Consider the following 15,939-nt stretch of genomic DNA (forward strand, 5'->3'; position numbering starts at 1 on the left):
TCCTCATCGTCCCAGCGGGCCGGGCGCACCGGCTCCCCCATGAGAGGGAGACGATCCCCGCTGACGGGGGAGGCGGGCCGCACGGCGTACCGGCCAGGCTTGAGGGCATGACCAGCATCGACGTCCACGAGCTCACCAAGGAGTACGGAACCACCCGCGCGGTGGACCGCCTCAGCTTTCGCGTCCACCCGGGCAGGGTCACCGGATTCCTCGGCCCCAACGGCGCCGGCAAGTCCACGACCATGCGTCTCGTCCTCGGCCTGGACCGGCCGACCGGCGGCTCGGCCACGATCGGCGGGAGGCCCGGTGCCCGGCTCACCGAACCGCTACGCACCGTCGGCGCTCTGCTCGACGCCCAGGCCGCCCACGGCTCACGCACACCGCGCAGCCATCTGGCCGTACTCGCCGCGAGCAACGGGATACCCATGTCGCGGGTGAAGGCCGTGCTGGAGGAGACCGGGCTCGGCGACGTGGGCGCACGGCGGATCAAGTCCTTCTCCCTCGGCATGCGCCAGCGTCTCGGCATCGCGGCCGCCCTGCTCGGCGACCCGCGGGTGGTCATGCTCGACGAGCCGTCGAACGGGCTGGACCCCGAAGGCATCATCTGGATCCGCGAACTCATGAAGCGGCTCGCCCGCGAGGGCCGGACGGTGCTGGTCTCCAGCCACCTCATGAGCGAGACCGCCTCCTTCGCCGACCACCTGGTGGTGCTCGGCCGGGGCCGGCTGCTCGCCGATATGCCGATGAAACAGTTCCTCGACTCCCGCAGCCGTCCCCGCGTACGCCTGCGAACGACCGAACCGAGCAGGCTCCACTCGGCGCTGGCCTCCAAGGGCCTGACCGGAGTGCAGGCCGAGGACGGCCGCTGGGTCATCGACGGCGTCACGGCGGAGGAGGTCGGCGCGATCGTCGCCGGCGAAGGCATTCCCCTGCTCGAACTGGGCGACGAGCGCGCCACATTGGAGCAGGCCTACCTCGATCTCACGGCGGACGACACCCCCTTCGCCGCTTCGGCCACCCGCAACCGCCAGGAGGCGTGACCATGACCCTGGCTGCAGTACTCCACTCCGAGTGGATCAAGATCAGGTCGATACGGTCGATCTACGGCTCCCTGATGGCCGTCCTCGCCACCACCCTCCCCATCACCGTGCTCATCCTGGGCACCACCGGCCAGGAGCAAGCGGAGCAGCCCGGGGCCGATGCGCTCCTCAACGCCTTCTTCGCTCTGACCTTCGGGCAGATCGCGGCCATCGCGTTCGGCGCGACCGCGGTCTCCTCCGAGTTTCTCAACGGAGCCCTGCGCATATCGCTTGCCGCGGTTCCCCGACGCTCCCTCTTCTACGCGGCGAAGATGACGGCGATCGGAGGATCGGCGCTCGTCGTCGGGCTGGTGACCAGCTTCACGTCGTTCCTGGTCGGTCAGCTCTTCCTGGGGGAGCACGCCATCGGCCTGGGGCACCCGGGTGCGCTGCGTGCCGCCTTCGGAGGAGGGATCTACCTGGCGCTGATGGCCCTGCTCGCGGCGGGTCTCGCCGCGCTCCTGCGGAGCGCGGTGGCGGTGCTCGGCCTGCTCATACCGCTCTTCCTCATCGTCCCCTTCGTGCTGGTGGACGTTGCCACCGCGGTGGTGACGTATCTGCCCGACCGTGCGGGGCAGGCGGTGTTCCACCAGAATCCGGCAGACGGTCCGGGGCCGTGGACAGGCCTGGCGGTGACCGCCCTATGGGCGGCGGCCGCGCTCCTGGCGGGCTGGTGGGCGGTCCGCAACCGGGACGCATGAGGCCCGGAAGAGGAGGAGAGAGGCGCGGGCGTGAGGACTGGGGGGAGAGGCGCGGGCGGGAGCGGTTCAGTCGGTCGGGGCGGGGCCGGGGGCGGCCTGGTCGGTCGGAGGCCGGGTGAGGACGGCGTCCCGGAGGCGAGCGTACTCCTCGGCCATGGTCTGGACCGTCCAGTGGGCGTTGAGGCCGCTGGGGTTGGGCAGAGCCCACACGCGGGTGCCGCCGACCGTGCGGTCCTGGGGGCCGATCCGGGCCCGGGGCTCCCCGAAGGCCGTGCGGTAGGCGGTGATGCCGACCACCGCGAGCCACTGGGGCGCGAGCAGTTCGACCTTCGCCGTCAGAGCGGCCCCGCCCTCCCGGAACTCTTCCGCGCCGAGCTCGTCGGCCCTGGCCGTGGCCCGCGCCACCACGTTGGTGATGCCGAGTCCGAGATCGAGCAACTCCGCCTGCTCCGACGGACGCAGCTGCCGGGGCGTGAAACCCGCGCGGTGCAGGACCGGCCAGAACCGGTTTCCCGGGTGAGCGAAATGGTGGCCCGTCACCGCGGTCATCAGGCTCGGGTTGATACCGCAGAAGAGCACGCGCAGACCGCCCGCGGCCACATCGGGGACGATGCGATCACGGGCGGCGCTCAGCTCTTCGGGGGTCATACGGTGAGGGCGGTGCCGGTCAGAGGATCGAGCCGGGGGCGTACTTCGCGGCCTCGGGGTACTGCTCGGTGATCTTCTCGATCCGGGCGACCAGCGACGACACCTGGTCGCCGGCGGCACCCGTGAACGAGAGCTTGTCGGCCATCAGCTCGTCCAGCTGCGCGCGGTCCAACGGGATCCGCTCGTCAGCGGCGAGCTTGTCGAGCAGCTCGTTGCGCTCGGCGCCCTGCTCCCGCATCGCGAGGGCGGAGGCGACCGCGTGCTCCTTGATCGCCTCGTGCGCGACCTCGCGGCCCACTCCGGCCCGTACGGCGCCCATCAGGACCTTGGTGGTGGCCAGGAACGGAAGGTAGCGGTCCAGCTCGCGCGCCACGACGGCGGGGAACGCGCCGAACTCGTCCAGCACCGTCAGGAAGGTCTCCAGGAGGCCGTCGAACGCGAAGAACGCGTCCGGGAGGGCCACCCGGCGGACCACGGAGCAGGACACGTCGCCCTCGTTCCACTGGTCGCCCGCCAGCTCGCCGGTCATCGAGGCGTAGCCGCGCAGGATCACCATCAGACCGTTCACCCGCTCGCAGGAGCGCGTGTTCATCTTGTGCGGCATCGCGGACGAGCCGACCTGCCCGGGCTTGAAGCCCTCGGTCACCAGTTCGTGGCCGGCCATCAGGCGGATGGTCTTCGCCACCGAGGAGGGCGCCGCGGCGAGCTGCACCAGAGCGGTGACCACGTCGTAGTCGAGCGATCGGGGGTAGACCTGACCCACCGAGGTGAACGCCTCGGCGAAGCCGAGGTGCCCGGCGATGCGCTGTTCCAGGTCGGCGAGCTTGCCCGCGTCGCCGCCGAGCAGGTCCAGCATGTCCTGTGCCGTGCCGACCGGGCCCTTGATTCCGCGCAGCGGGTAGCGGGAGAGGAGATCCTCCAGGCGGCCGTGGGCGACCAGCATCTCGTCGGCCGCGGTCGCGAAGCGCTTGCCCAGCGTCGTCGCCTGCGCGGCCACGTTGTGCGAGCGTCCGGCGATGACGAGCTCGCGGTACTCCGCGGCGAGCTTGCCGAGCCGGGCCAGTACGGCCACGGTGCGGTCGCGCATCAGCTCCAGCGAAAGGCGGATCTGGAGCTGTTCGACGTTCTCCGTCAGGTCCCGGGAGGTCATCCCCTTATGGACCTGCTCATGACCGGCGAGGGCGTTGAACTCCTCGATCCGGGCCTTGACGTCATGCCGCGTGATCTTCTCGCGCTCGGCGATCGAGGCCAGGTCCACCTGGTCCAGCACACGCTCGTAGTCGGCCGGCGCCGCGTCGGGCACCTCGATCCCGAGGTCCTTCTGAGCGCGCAGCACCGCCAGCCACAGCTGACGCTCCAGCTTCACCTTCTGCTCGGGGGACCAGAGGACGGCGAGCTCCGCGGAGGCGTAGCGGCCGGCCAGGACATTGGGGATGCGAGGCTTCGCAGACACAGCAGTCACGTGAAGGGATTCTACTGGCGGTTCGTGCAGGCCAGCGACGCGCCCCGGTTTGTGGCTTGCTACGAAGGGGCGGGGGAGGCGGCCGGCCCGGCCGACCGGATCAGCCGGTCTCCGCGGTGCCCACCGTGGTGTCGGGGGAGACGGCACGGCGCCACCCCGTCACCGGGCCCGGGTTCTCCCCGTCGGTCGGCGTGATCCAGAAGGCCCGGCCCGTCGTGGCGTCGAACTGGGCGCCCGAGAGCCCGTCGCCGGAGGAGCGGCCGGTGAGCCGCCGCCCGATCCAGGGGGCCAGGTGCTGACGGGCGAAGCGGATGTCCTGCGTTCGCCGGGCAGCCCAGCGCGGCGGCGCGCTCGCGGGCATCCGCGCACGCCAGTCCAGTTCGGCCGGCAGCCCCAGGGTCTGCCAGACGGCTTCGGCGACGCGCCGGTGGCCTTCGGTGGTGAGATGGAGCCGGTCGACGTCCCACATCCGGGGATCGGCGATCGAGGGCGCGGAGTAGAGATCCACCACCGCGGCGCCGTGCTGCCCGGCCAGATCGTCGATCAGGGCGAACAGCGCCTCCATCCGGGGGCGGAACCGGTCGAACACCGGCCCGCTCCGCCCGGGGCTGCGCATCAGCACCAGCTGCTTGCAAGTGGGTGCCAGACGCTCCACGGCCTCTTCGAGCCGTCCCCTGACCATCCCCATGTCGCACTTCGGGCGCAGCGTGTCGTTGAGCCCGCCGACGAGGGTGACCACATCGGCCCGGAGCGAGACCGCCGCCTCCACCTGCTCGTCGACGATCTGGCCGATGAGCTTTCCGCGTACGGCGAGATTGGCGTACCGGAAACCGGGGGACCGGACCGCGAGCCGGGCGGCGAGGACGTCGGCCCAGCCCCGGTAGGCGCCGCCGGGGAGCAGGTCCGACATGCCCTCGGTGAACGAGTCGCCGACCGCGACGAGACTGGTGTAGGAGGCATTCAATTCCATGGCCCGATGAGCCTACCGGCCGGTAGGCCAACAGGCCAACAGGTCACCGGGGCCCCGGCCGTCCCACGAGTTCGCGGAGCACGTCCTCCATCGTGACCATGCCGGCCAGCCGGTCGTCCTCGTCGAGAACGGCCGCCAGGTGGGTCCGGCTGCGCCGCAGGGCGGTGAGCACATCGTCCAGCGGAGTCGCCGCCCGGACGCGGGCGATCGGCCGCATCGCCGTCACCGGGAAGGGAACGTCCCGGGGCGTCGCGTCCAGGGCGTCCTTCACATGGAGGTAGCCGAGGATGCGCCGCTCGCTGTCCATCACCGGGAAGCGGGAGAACCCCGACTCGGACGAGAGCCGCTCCAGCTCCTCCGGAGTGGTACCGACCCTGGCGAACAGGACCCGGTCGACGGGCATGACCACGTCCCGTACCGGTCGGCGGCCCAGCTCCAGGGCGTGGTGGAGGCGTTGCGCGGAGCGGTCGTCGACCAACCCGGCATCCCCGGCGTCCTGGACCAGCCGGGCCAGTTCGTCGTCCGAGAACGTCGCGGAGACCTCGTCCTTCGTCTCCACCCGCAAGAGCTTGAGCAGGGTGTTGGCGAAGGCGTTGATCGCGAAGATCACCGGCCGCAGGGCACGGGCCATCGCCACCAGCGGAGGGCCCAGCAGCAGGGCGCTCCGCGCCGGTTCGGCCAGCGCGATGTTCTTCGGCACCATCTCGCCCAGGAGCATGTGCAGATAGGTGGCCACGCCCAGCGCGATGACGAACGACAGCGGGTGGACCAGCCCGTGCGGGACCCCCACCGCGTCGAAGACCGGCTCCAGCAGATGCGCGATGGCCGGTTCGGCGACGATGCCCAGCACCAGGGTGCAGAGCGTGATGCCGAGCTGGGCGGCGGCGAGCAGCGCGGAGACGTGTTCCAGGCCCCAGATGACACTGCGGGCCCGCCGGTTCCCGGCCTCGGCCTCCGGTTCGATCTGGCTGCGGCGCACGGAGATCAGCGCGAATTCGGCGCCCACGAAGAAGGCGTTGGCCACGAGGGTCAGCAGGCCGATGAAGAGCTGGAGAACAATCACCGCTCGTCCTCCGTCCGGTGCTCGGACCCCGGCAGTGGGGCGTGCAGCAGGGCCCGCGCGGCGCGGCGGCCCGAGGCGTCGACCACGTCGACCCGCCATCCCTCCAGCTCGACGCTGTCGTCCACCGTCGGGATCCGTCCGATCTCGGCGGCGATCAGCCCCGCGAGGGTCTCGTAGGGCCCGTCCGGCACCCGCAGACCGATTCTGCGGAGCTGGTCGGTGCGCGCCGCCCCGTCGGCCGACCACAGGGTCCGCCCGTCGGCGTCCTCACCGGCGGCGGCGAGGTCCGGCGTCTCATGTGGATCGTGCTCGTCCCGGACCTCGCCGACGACTTCCTCCACGATGTCCTCCAGCGTCGCGACTCCGGCCGTCCCGCCGTACTCGTCGATCACCACGGCCATGGCGAGCCTTCCGGACAACCGGTCCAGCAGCCGGTCCACGGTGAGCGTCTCCGGTACGAGCAGGGGCTCGCGCAGCAGTTCCGAGATCCGGGTGTGGGGCCTCAGGTCGGCGGGGATCGCCAGCACGTCCTTGATGTGGGCCACGCCGACCACGGTGTCGAGGCTGCCCCGGTAGACGGGGAAACGGGACAGACCGGTCGCCCGGGTGGCGTTGGCGACGTCCTCGGCCGTCGCGCGCAGCTCCAGCGCGGTCACCTGCACCCGCGGCGTCATCACGTTCTCCGCGGTCAGCTCCGAGAGGTTCAGCGTGCGGACGAACAGTTCGGCCGTGTCCGCCTCCAGCGCACCCGCCTTCGCGGAGTGCCGGGCCAGCGCCACCAGCTCCTGCGGACTGCGGGCGGAGGCCAGCTCCTCGGTCGGTTCCAGACCGAAGCGGCGCACGATCCGGTTGGCCGTGTTGTTGAGGTGGCTGATGAAGGGGCGGAACAGCGCGGTGAACACGCGTTGTGGTGTGGCCACCGCCTTGGCCACGGCGAGCGGGGAGGAGATCGCCCAGTTCTTGGGGACCAGTTCGCCGACCACCATCAGGACCACCGTGGACAGCGCCGTGCCGAGGACGAGCGCCAGGGTGGACGCGGCGGCGGGAGGCAGTCCCGCCGCCTCGACGGGGCCGCGGATCAGTTTGGCGATGGACGGTTCGGAGAGCATGCCGATCACCAGATTGGTGACGGTGATGCCGAGCTGGGCCCCCGAGAGCTGGAAGGTGAGGCTCCGGACCGCTCTGAGCGCGCTCGCGGCGCCCCGGTCACCCCGCTCGACAGCCCGTTCGAGCTCGCCGCGCTCCACCGTGGTCAGGGAGAACTCAGCCGCGACGAACGCGCCGCAGGCGACGCAGAGCAGCAGGGCGACGAGCAGCAGCAGCACTTCGATCATCGGTTCACCTCCGTCCCATGATCGGGCAGGGGCGGGGGGACCGCGCGGTGTCGGTGGTCTCGGCTACGGGGAGGCTCGCCCATGGACGGACGTTCACACCTTTCGGCGGCAGGTGACGGAGGGCATGTCATCGTAGGCGTCTGCCCAGCAGCACCCCGCCGTACCGTTCAGCCGGTCAGGTGTTTCACCCAGCGGCTCCACTGCGGCTGGGGCCCGTAGCCCGCCGCGCGCCAGGCGTGGTGGGCCGATGTGTTGCGGTCGAGGACCATGGCGTCGGCGCGCCGCCCGCCCAGCGCGACGAACCGAGCCTCGGCCGCCGCCAGGAGGGCGCCGCCGACGCCCCGGCGCCGCTGGCCAGGGTGGACCGCGAGCCGGTAGAGATGGCAGCGCCAGCCGTCGAAGCCCACGATGACCGTGCCCACCAGCGCTCCCTCCCGCTCCGCGAGTACCAAGGCGTCGGGGTCGCGTTCCACCAGGCGTGCGACCCCGTCCCCGTCGTCGCTGATGCTGGTGCCCTCGGCGGCCACCTTCCAGAAGGCGAGGACCGCCTCCAGGTCGGCCGGGGTCGCGGACCGTATCGAAAGATCGTTCATGACGGCCATCCCACCATCCGCGGCGACGGGGCGTCGATCGCGTTCCACAGTCCGGGCGCGGCGTCCCGCGCCCCGCCCCCGCGCTCCCCTTGCGGGTGCTAGCACGGCCGCGCTAGCGTGGTCGGGTGCCCAAGACTCAGCTGAACGTTCGAGTGGACGAGGCCACCGCCGAGGCCGCGCGGCAGCGCGCGCTGCAAAGGGGGATGAGCGTGAACCGCTACATAGAGGAACTCGTCCAGCAGGACGCGGGCGAGGTGGGACACACCTTCGTCGAGGCCGCGGCCGACTTCATGAAGCAGTACGAGTCGGTGTTCGCCGAGGAGTTCGGCCCGGAGCGCGAAGGAACCCGTTGAACCTGCGGATCGACCTTTCCTGGTTGCTGATGGTCGCCGAGCACAAGACGCCCGGAGACCCGCAGGTCGTCGACTGGGGTGCGCTCGTCGCCGCCGTCGCACGGCATGACGCGGAGATCTTCGGCAGCGCCGTCTACAGCGACCCGCACGCGCGGGCCGCCGCCCTGTTGCAGCTGCTCCTGCACGTGCCCGCACTCGAACACTCCAACGCGATGTTCGCCTCGGCCGTCGCGTACGGCTACCTCGTCGCCTCCGGGCTCAAGGTCATCACCTCGCCCGAGCAGGTCCGGGATCTGGCGCTGCTGGTGAAGCAGGGCAAGGCGGACGTGCGCGCCATCGCCGACGAGCTGCGGCAGTGGAGCGTGTGAGACCGGGCGGACCACGCCACGACAGACCGGGCGAAGCGCCCCACCATCCGGATCGGTCCCGGCCCCCGGCCCTCAGCCCTCGGTGAACGGCTTGCGGGCCACGCCCAGCACACAGGGGGAGGAGGGCACCTGGAGGCCCGTCTCCGGAACCCGCAGCCTGCGGTACGTGCCCATCTCGAAGCCCGCCGCCTCGATCGCGGCCAGCGGGTCCCGGGCCGTGTGACAGCCGCCGAACAGCAGCGGCCACAGGGTCCGGTCGGCCACCCGCTGCGCCGTGGCCAGCGCCCGGCCCTGCGCCGACCCGTGCTCGAAGAACCGCAGTTCGCCGCCCGGCCGCAGGACCCGCCTGATCTCGGCGAGCGCCCGGGGCAGATCCCGTACGGTGCACAGGACCAGGGACGCCACCGCCCCGTCGAAGGCCTCGCTCTTGACCGGCAGCGCCTCGGCGGCCCCCGGCACCACGTCCACCGGCACCTCCGCGCGCAGGGCGGAGCGGGCGGCGAGCTGCCGCAGCGAGCGTTCGGGCTCCAGCGCCACGACCTCCGAGACGGCGCCGGGGTAGTGGGCGAAGTTCAGCCCGTTCCCGGCGCCGATCTCGATGACCCGGCCGGAGAGCCCCGACAGCAGCTCCTCGCGGTACGCGGCGATGCCGCCCTTCAGGTCGGCGGTCACGCTCACCCGTGCGTAGAAGCGGGCGAAGACCGGGTGGTGCACGGCACCCCGGGGGAGCTTCCTGCTGCGCAGCTGCATGACGGACCTCCGCTGAGGAGTGGACATGACGCCTGAGGAGCGGACATGACGGGCCTAAGGCGTGGAGTGGAGTGGACGTGACGTTCCTCCACGATTCTCCCCCCGGACCGTCCCGGCGGGAATCCCCGAGGACCGCCCGGACGCCCCGGCGCGCCCGTCAGCGCGGCGCCGCCCAGGTCCCTCCGAGCTCCGGAGCCAGCCAGCCCGGCGCGCGTGCCGCGAAGGCGGCTGCCGACAGCGAGCCCGCTCCGGCCGGCACCGCGCCGAGCAGCGGCGCACCGGCGGCCACCGGCAGGTCCTCGATGTTGCAGCGGGACGCGAGGTCCGGCTCCGCCGGCATGCTGCCGATCACGACGCCCCGGCAGCTCAGCCCCCGGTTCCGCAGCGCCTCTGCCGTCAGCGCGGTGGCGTTCAGCGTGCCCAGGCCCGCGGGGGCCACCAGCAGCACCGGCGCGGACAGCAGCCGGGCCGCGTCCGCGAGGGTGCCGCCCTCGTCGTCGAACCGCACGAGCAGCCCGCCCGCACCCTCCACCAGTACGAGGTCGTGCTCGGTGGCCAGCTTCTCCGCGGCCTCGGCTACCTCGTACGGCCGCACGGGCACGAGCCCCGCCCGCCGGGCGGCCGTGGCCGGGGCCAACGGCTCCGGAAAGCGGGCCAGTTCCACCGCCGTCACCTGGCTCCCCGCCAGGCGTGCGACCTCGGCCGCGTCGCCCGGCTCCCCGGGGGCGAGCCCGGTCTGCGCGGGCTTGAGCACCGCGACCCGGCGGCCCCGCGCCGCGGCCGCCACCGCGGCGGTCACCACGGTCTTGCCGATCTCCGTGCCCGTACCGGACACCACCAGAATCGTCGACATATCGGCTCAGCCCTCCCGTGCCGCCGCGCACACGGCCCGGCAGATCCGCGCCACGTCCTCGTCCTCGGTGACGTACGGCGGCATCGTGTAGACGAGATCGCGGAACGGTCGCAGCCAGACGCCCTCGCGCACGGCCGCGCGGGTCGCCGCGCCCATGTCCACCTCGTGGTCGAGCTGGACGACCCCGATCGCCCCCAGGACGCGTACGTCCACCACCCCGGCGAGCTCCGCGGCGGGAGCGAGCCCGGAGCGCAGGCCCGCGCCGATCCGCGCGACCTCGCCCTCCCAGTCCTGCCCTAGCAGCAGGTCCACCGAGGCCGAGGCCACCGAGGCGGCCAGCGGATTGCCCATGAACGTCGGTCCGTGCGCCAGCACCGGCACCTCGCCGCTGGAGATGCCCTCGGCCACCCGGGTGGTGCACAGCGTCGCCGCCATCGTGAGATAGCCGCCGGTCAGGGCCTTGCCGACGCACATGACGTCCGGCGAGATCCCGGCGTGACCGGCGGCGAACAGCTTGCCCGTACGCCCGAAACCGGTCGCGATCTCGTCGAGGATGAGCAGGACGTCGTGCTCGTCGCAGGCCTCGCGCAGCACGCGCAGATAGGCGGGGGAGTGGAACCGCATCCCGCCGGCCCCCTGCACCACCGGCTCCACGATGACCGCCGCGAGCTCGTCGGCGTGCTCGGCGATCGTGTCCCGCAGATGCGTCACGTAGGCGGGGTCCGGCTCCGCGTCGAAACCGTCCGGCGGGGCGTCGGCGAAGACCTGGCGGGGCAGAGCCCCCGACCACAGCCCGTGCATCCCGCCCTCCGGATCGCACACCGACATCGGCTGCCAGGTGTCCCCGTGATACCCCCCGCGCCAGGTCAGCAGCCGCTGTTTGGCCGGACGCCCGGCCGAACGCCAGTACTGGAGGCACATCTTGACCGCGACCTCCACGGCGACGGACCCCGAGTCGGCGAGGAAGACGTGCTGGAGCGGCCCGGGGGTGATCTCCACCAGCCGGGTCGCCAGCCGGACGGCGGGCTCATGGGTGAGCCCGCCGAACATCACATGGCTCATCCGGTCCAGCTGGCCGCGTGCCGCCTCGTTGAGGACCGGGTGGTTGTAGCCGTGCACCGCCGACCACCAGGACGACATGCCGTCCACCAACTCGCGCCGCCCCTCGACGGGTTCGGCGAGCCGGAGCCGTACGCCGGAGGCCGACTCCACGATCAGCGGCTCCTGGCGGCCCGGCATCGGACCGTACGGATGCCAGACGTGCGCCCGGTCCAGCGCCCGCAGTTCGTCGGGGGCGTACGGCTTCGGCGCGGCGGACAGGGGGAGTGCGGGGGCATACGGCTCAGGCATTGGGCGCGAGATCCGTTCCCGCGCCGCGCCGGCGCACCGCTACGAGATCCGTGCGCGCCGCGCCGTTGGCGTCCGTACGCGCCACCGGGGCGCTCTCCCCGGCGTCGGAGCCGGCGACAGCCACCGGTTCCCGCTCCCCGTGACCACCGCACGGCCCGCAGCCCCCGCCGCCACCGTGGGAACCGCAGCCACCGGTTCCGGAGTCCTCGTGCGCTCCGCAGCCGGACCCCGCCGGGGCGTCCCGCGTCCCGCAGCCGCCGCTCAGGGCGTCGGCCCGGTGGCGCGGAAGCGTCGTCGTGCCCGCGCCCTCCACCTCGAAACCGGCGTCCGCGATCATGTCCAGGTCGGTCTGGCCGGCCTGGCCCTCACTCGTCAGGTAGTCGCCCAGAAAGATGGAGTTGACCAGGTGGAGCGCCAGCGGCTGCATCGAGCGCAGGTGCACCTCACGGCCCCCGGCGAGCCGGACCTCGACGTCGGGGCAGACGAAGCGGACCATCGCCAGAATGCGCAGGCAGCGCTGCGGGGTGAGGTTCCACTCCTTGGCGAGCGGCGTTCCCTCGAACGGGATCAGGAAGTTCACCGGCACCGAGTCGGGGTCCAGGTCCCGCAGTGCGAACACGACGTCGACCAGGTCCTTGTCGCTCTCGCCCATCCCGGCGATCAGCCCGGAACACGCCGAGAGCCCGGCGGCCTGGGCCTGTTGCACGGTCTCCACCCGGTCCGCGTACGTGTGGGTGGTGGTGATCGCCCCGTACGTCTCCTCGGACGTGTTGAGGTTGTGGTTGTACGCGTCGGCGCCCGCCGAACGCAGCCGGTCGGCCTGTCCGTCGGAGAGGAGGCCGAGGCAGGCGCAGACCTCGATGCCCTCGTTCTCCTCCTTGATCGCCTCGATGGTCTTCGAGACCCGGTCGACGTCCCGGTCCGTCGGGCCGCGCCCGCTCGCGACCAGGCAGACCCGCTTGGCGCCGCCCGCCACTCCGGCGGCGGCGGCCTTGGACGCCTCGTCCGGCTTCAGCCAGGTGTACTTGAGGATCCCGGCCTTCGAGCCGAGCCGCTGCGAGCAGTAGGAGCAGTCCTCGGGGCAGAGCCCCGATTTGAGGTTGACCAGATAGTTGAGCTTGACGCGCCGCCCGAACCACTGACGGCGCACCTTCCCGGCGGCGGCCACCACGTCGAGCAGCTCGTCGTCGGAGGTCGCCAGTACGGCGAGCGCTTCTTCGCGGGTCGGCAGTTCGCGCCGCAACCCCTTGTCCACCAGCGTGTTCAGCAGGTCCATGAGAGATGATCCTGACGTACGGCACCGCCTCCAGCCAAGGAGGAACCAGACAGGAGACCCGGGCGAGGGTGTGTGTATTGCCACACCCTGACCTGCTGCGCACCCGGCTAGGGTCTGTTGGCTGCCTACAAAGGGACCGTCCGCACCGGACCGTCCGCGCGGGCCGCCCGCCGAGGGCCCGCCTACCCAAGGGACCGCCCCATGTCCTTCGCCCCGTTCGACTGGATCGACGCCGAGGCCCGCAGCAGGGCCACCGCCGGACTCGTACGGACCCTGCGTCCGCGCGGCGCCGAGCCGGAGCTGCTGGACCTCGCGAGCAATGACTATCTGGGCCTCACCCGGCACCCGGAGGTCACCGCCGCCGCCGCCGGCGCCGCCCGACGCTGGGGGGCGGGGGCGACGGGGTCCCGGCTGGTCACCGGCTCCACCGTCCTGCACGCCCAGCTGGAACGGGAGCTCGCCGCGTTCTGCGGTTTCGAGGCGGCCCTCGTGCTCTCCTCCGGGTACGCGGCCAATCTCGCCGCGCTGACCGCGCTGACCGGACGCGGCTCCCTCATCGTCTCCGACGCGGGCAACCACGCCTCGATCGTGGACGGCTGCCGGCTCTCCCGCGCCGGGACCGCCGTCGTGCCCCACGCCGACCCGGACGCGTTCGAGAAGGCCCTGCGGGAACACGACGGGCGGGCCCTCGCCGTCACCGACTCGGTCTTCTCCGTCGACGGCGACGCCGCCCCGCTCCCCGCCCTGGCCGAGGTCTGCCGTTCCGCGAACGCCGCCCTGGTGGTCGACGACGCCCACGGCCTCGGAGTGCTGGGGGAGGGCGGTCGCGGCGCGCTCGCCGCGACCGGGCTGGCGGGCCGCGACGGGGTCGTGGCCACGCTCACCCTGTCCAAGTCCCTGGGCAGCCAGGGCGGAGCGGTGCTGGGGCCCGCCCGGGTCATCGACCATCTGGTGAACACGGCCCGGACGTTCATCTTCGACACCGGACTCGCCCCGGCGGCGGCAGGCGGCGCGCTCGGCGCCCTCGGGGTCCTGCGGCGGGAGCCCGAACGGGCGGCCCGCGCCCGGGAGGTGGCCACCGCGCTGTTCACCCGGCTCACCGCGGCCGGGCTGAGGGCGGTCCGGCCCGACGCGGCCGTCGTCTCCGTCCGGGCGCCCTCGGCGGACGCGGCCGTGCGCTGGGCGGCCGACTGCCGCGCGGCCGGGATGGCGGTGGGCTGCTTCCGCCCGCCGTCGGTACCGGACGGCGTCTCGCGGCTGCGGCTGACCGCGCGCGCCGACCTGACCGAGGAGCAGATCACGACCGCGGTGGCCACGGTCCTCGCCACCGCTCCCCGGCAGGCGGACGTTCCGGTCAGGTGAAGCGCCGTGGATGGGCTCCGTGCGGGCGGAGCCCGTCCACGAACGTGCTCCAAGCCACTGCCGAGAAGCGCAGCGGAGGCCGCCGCACGTCCTTGGAATCGCGTACGGCGAGGAGTGCGCCGCTCAGCAGGGCGGTCTCCACGCAGTTGTTCATCCCGGTCGAGCGGCTGCTGCGCCGCCACCGCGGGGCGGGCGGCGCGGTGGACGGCGGCGGTGCGGAGGGCTGTGCGAGACGGTCTGACATGGCGGCCCCTTAGCTGCGTCTGATCTCGGTGATGAGGTCCAGCGAGCGTTCTGGTGACAGCGCGTGTGCCTGCAAGGAACGGAAGGCCGAGCTGTACGCGTCGAGGTCTTCTTTCCGTTCCAGATAGAGGCTACTCGTCAAGTGGTCAAGAACGACCACATCCAGATCAGAAATGTTCGGAAAGGAGAAAATAACGAAAGGGCCGGTGAGGCCGACGTATCCGCCGACCGAGAAGGGCAGCAACTGCAGTTGCACATGCGGCAGTCGGGCGACCTGGCTCAGATGGTGCAGCTGGTCCCTCATCACCTCCGGCCCGCCCACCTCGCGGCGGAGTACCGCCTCGTCCAGCACGGCGGTGAAGCGCAGCGGCGGACTCGCGCGCAGCACCCGCTGGCGGGTCAGCCGGACCTCGACCAGCGAGTCGAGCCGGCCGTCCGGTAAGCCGTCCAGCGAGGCGCGGGTCACGGCACGTGCGTATCCGGCGGTCTGGAGCAGCCCCGGCACCACCGAGGTCTCCAGTGTCCGGACCGTACTGGCCTGCGACTCCAGGCTGATGAAGTCCCGGTACTGCGGCGGGATCAGCCCCCGGTAGGCATGCCACCAGCCCGAACCGCCGCCGCCCGCCGACCCCGCGAGGACTTCGAGCAGGGAACGCAACTGGGTGTCGCACACCGCGTAGACGTCCAGCAGCCGTGACACGTCGGCGGGCGACACCCCGCTCGCGCCCGTCTCGATGCGGCTCACCTTCGACTGGTGCCAGCCGAGCAGCCGCGCCGCGTCCCGGCTGGTCAGCCCGGAGGCGTGGCGCAGACTCCGCAGCTCCTCACCGAGCTTGCGGCGTCGGACGACGGGGCCGTGCAGCATGCCGGTCTCCTTCTGCTGTCGGGAAGGGCCGGTCCGTCACCGGGGCGGCCCGCAGAGGGGCCAGTGTGCCGTCCGCCCACGCCGTACGGGTCCCGAATTCACCGCTTCGAGCGACAGATATATGCATATCTTGGCCGAACGCCGTTACAGGGAGCTGCATCAATGGCAATCTGGCGCGAAGCACAATCCTGGCCGGCCGCCGGTCGGCCAGGGCGGGAAAGGGACGGCGTCGCCATGGCAGACCATCAGGAAGCAACCGTCACGCTGCCGACCGATCCGGTCTCGGTCTCATCGGCTCGCAGACATGTCGCCAGGACCCTGGCCCTATGGGGCCTGCCCGACGACACCGAGTTCGCCGACACCATCCGGCTGATCGTCTCGGAGCTGGCCACCAACGCCGTTCAGCACACGTTCGGCCAGTCGCCCACCTTCACCGTGGACCTGCGCCTCGAACGCGACGAGGAGCTGTATCTCGGCGTCACGGACAGTCACCCCCGCTGGCCCCAGCGGCTGCCCGCCGCCGTACGGCAGGACAACGGCCGGGGCATGGTCATCATCCGGGCACTGGCCAAGGAGCGCGGCGGGCGGCTCCAGGTGACCCCGACCGCCGAGGGCGGCAAGACGGTCTGGATCGCCCTCCCCTGGGTCCTCCCGGTCCAGGGCTGACCC

The 15,939-nt window shown here is 72.1% G+C and carries 18 protein-coding genes; 6 read left to right on the forward strand and 12 right to left on the reverse strand.

Annotation, left to right across the window (positions count from 1 at the left end; all coding sequences use genetic code 11):
• The first annotated feature begins 107 nt into the window (after positions 1-107).
• Both N7925_RS32090 and N7925_RS32095 read left to right on the forward strand, forming a co-directional pair.
• The gene (locus N7925_RS32090; RefSeq protein WP_274345924.1) at positions 108-1,040 is read left to right on the forward strand and encodes an ABC transporter ATP-binding protein; all 933 of its coding nucleotides are present in this window, start codon (positions 108-110) and stop codon (positions 1,038-1,040) included.
• A gap of 2 nt (positions 1,041-1,042) precedes the next feature.
• Positions 1,043-1,780: an ABC transporter permease gene (locus N7925_RS32095; protein ID WP_265602969.1), complete on the forward strand. Its 738-nt coding sequence runs from the start codon at positions 1,043-1,045 to the stop codon at positions 1,778-1,780.
• Positions 1,781-1,846: 66 nt separating this feature from the next.
• On the opposite strand, the gene mug is transcribed toward N7925_RS32095, so the two are convergent.
• The 6 genes from mug to N7925_RS32125 form a co-directional block, all read right to left on the reverse strand.
• Positions 1,847-2,428: a G/U mismatch-specific DNA glycosylase gene (gene mug, locus N7925_RS32100; RefSeq protein WP_265602970.1), complete on the reverse strand. Its 582-nt coding sequence runs from the start codon at positions 2,426-2,428 to the stop codon at positions 1,847-1,849.
• 19 nt (positions 2,429-2,447) lie between these two features.
• Positions 2,448-3,890: an adenylosuccinate lyase gene (gene purB, locus N7925_RS32105; RefSeq protein ID WP_274345925.1), complete on the reverse strand. Its 1,443-nt coding sequence runs from the start codon at positions 3,888-3,890 to the stop codon at positions 2,448-2,450.
• A gap of 100 nt (positions 3,891-3,990) precedes the next feature.
• Entirely contained in the window at positions 3,991-4,860 is an 870-nt protein-coding gene (locus N7925_RS32110; protein WP_265602972.1) for an SGNH/GDSL hydrolase family protein, read from the reverse strand.
• Positions 4,861-4,903: 43 nt separating this feature from the next.
• Positions 4,904-5,923, reverse strand: coding sequence for a hemolysin family protein (locus N7925_RS32115; protein ID WP_274345926.1), 1,020 nt, complete (start codon positions 5,921-5,923; stop codon positions 4,904-4,906).
• A complete protein-coding gene (locus N7925_RS32120) occupies positions 5,920-7,257 on the reverse strand; it encodes a hemolysin family protein (protein WP_265602974.1) in 1,338 nt (445 codons plus the stop codon). Before N7925_RS32120 ends, N7925_RS32115 begins: the two co-directional genes overlap by 4 nt.
• A gap of 167 nt (positions 7,258-7,424) precedes the next feature.
• Positions 7,425-7,859, reverse strand: a complete 435-nt coding sequence (locus N7925_RS32125; protein ID WP_265602975.1) for a GNAT family N-acetyltransferase — start codon at positions 7,857-7,859, stop codon at positions 7,425-7,427.
• Positions 7,860-7,975: 116 nt separating this feature from the next.
• Between N7925_RS32125 and N7925_RS32130 the strand changes: the two genes are divergently transcribed.
• Together N7925_RS32130 and N7925_RS32135 are read left to right on the forward strand one after the other, a co-directional pair.
• The gene (locus N7925_RS32130) at positions 7,976-8,203 is read left to right on the forward strand and encodes a hypothetical protein (protein ID WP_010062312.1); all 228 of its coding nucleotides are present in this window, start codon (positions 7,976-7,978) and stop codon (positions 8,201-8,203) included.
• Positions 8,200-8,571, forward strand: coding sequence for a hypothetical protein (locus tag N7925_RS32135; protein ID WP_018957883.1), 372 nt, complete (start codon positions 8,200-8,202; stop codon positions 8,569-8,571). The genes N7925_RS32130 and N7925_RS32135 overlap by 4 nt, the downstream gene beginning before the upstream one ends.
• 72 nt (positions 8,572-8,643) lie before the next feature.
• Here the strand turns inward: N7925_RS32135 and N7925_RS32140 are convergent, their stop codons facing one another.
• From N7925_RS32140 to bioB, 4 genes are all read right to left on the reverse strand, one after another.
• Positions 8,644-9,321, reverse strand: coding sequence for a class I SAM-dependent methyltransferase (locus N7925_RS32140; RefSeq protein WP_274345927.1), 678 nt, complete (start codon positions 9,319-9,321; stop codon positions 8,644-8,646).
• Between the two features lie 157 nt (positions 9,322-9,478).
• Positions 9,479-10,174 (reverse strand): dethiobiotin synthase, encoded by a 696-nt coding sequence (gene bioD, locus N7925_RS32145; RefSeq protein WP_265602978.1) that lies wholly within the window; start codon positions 10,172-10,174, stop codon positions 9,479-9,481.
• A gap of 6 nt (positions 10,175-10,180) precedes the next feature.
• On the reverse strand, positions 10,181-11,524 hold the full coding sequence (locus N7925_RS32150) for an adenosylmethionine--8-amino-7-oxononanoate transaminase (protein WP_274345928.1): 1,344 nt from the start codon (positions 11,522-11,524) through the stop codon (positions 10,181-10,183).
• A complete protein-coding gene (bioB, locus tag N7925_RS32155) occupies positions 11,517-12,800 on the reverse strand; it encodes a biotin synthase BioB (RefSeq protein ID WP_274345929.1) in 1,284 nt (427 codons plus the stop codon). The genes N7925_RS32150 and bioB overlap by 8 nt, the downstream gene beginning before the upstream one ends.
• A gap of 201 nt (positions 12,801-13,001) precedes the next feature.
• Here bioB and N7925_RS32160 point away from each other — a divergent pair, with 201 nt between their 5' ends.
• Positions 13,002-14,162, forward strand: a complete 1,161-nt coding sequence (locus N7925_RS32160) for an 8-amino-7-oxononanoate synthase (RefSeq protein WP_274345930.1) — start codon at positions 13,002-13,004, stop codon at positions 14,160-14,162.
• Here the strand turns inward: N7925_RS32160 and N7925_RS32165 are convergent.
• Together N7925_RS32165 and N7925_RS32170 are read right to left on the reverse strand one after the other, a co-directional pair.
• Positions 14,155-14,406, reverse strand: a complete 252-nt coding sequence (locus tag N7925_RS32165; RefSeq protein WP_274345931.1) for a DUF397 domain-containing protein — start codon at positions 14,404-14,406, stop codon at positions 14,155-14,157. The genes N7925_RS32160 and N7925_RS32165 overlap by 8 nt on opposite strands.
• Positions 14,407-14,415: 9 nt before the next feature.
• Positions 14,416-15,270: a helix-turn-helix domain-containing protein gene (locus N7925_RS32170; protein WP_274345932.1), complete on the reverse strand. Its 855-nt coding sequence runs from the start codon at positions 15,268-15,270 to the stop codon at positions 14,416-14,418.
• A gap of 234 nt (positions 15,271-15,504) precedes the next feature.
• Between N7925_RS32170 and N7925_RS32175 the strand changes: the two genes are divergently transcribed.
• Complete coding sequence (locus N7925_RS32175) at positions 15,505-15,936, forward strand: ATP-binding protein (RefSeq protein WP_274345933.1); 432 nt, start codon at positions 15,505-15,507, stop codon at positions 15,934-15,936.
• Positions 15,937-15,939: the final 3 nt, after the last annotated feature.

Source organism: Streptomyces sp. CA-278952, assembly GCF_028747205.1.
In the GTDB taxonomy this organism is placed as follows: Bacteria; Actinomycetota; Actinomycetes; order Streptomycetales; family Streptomycetaceae; genus Streptomyces.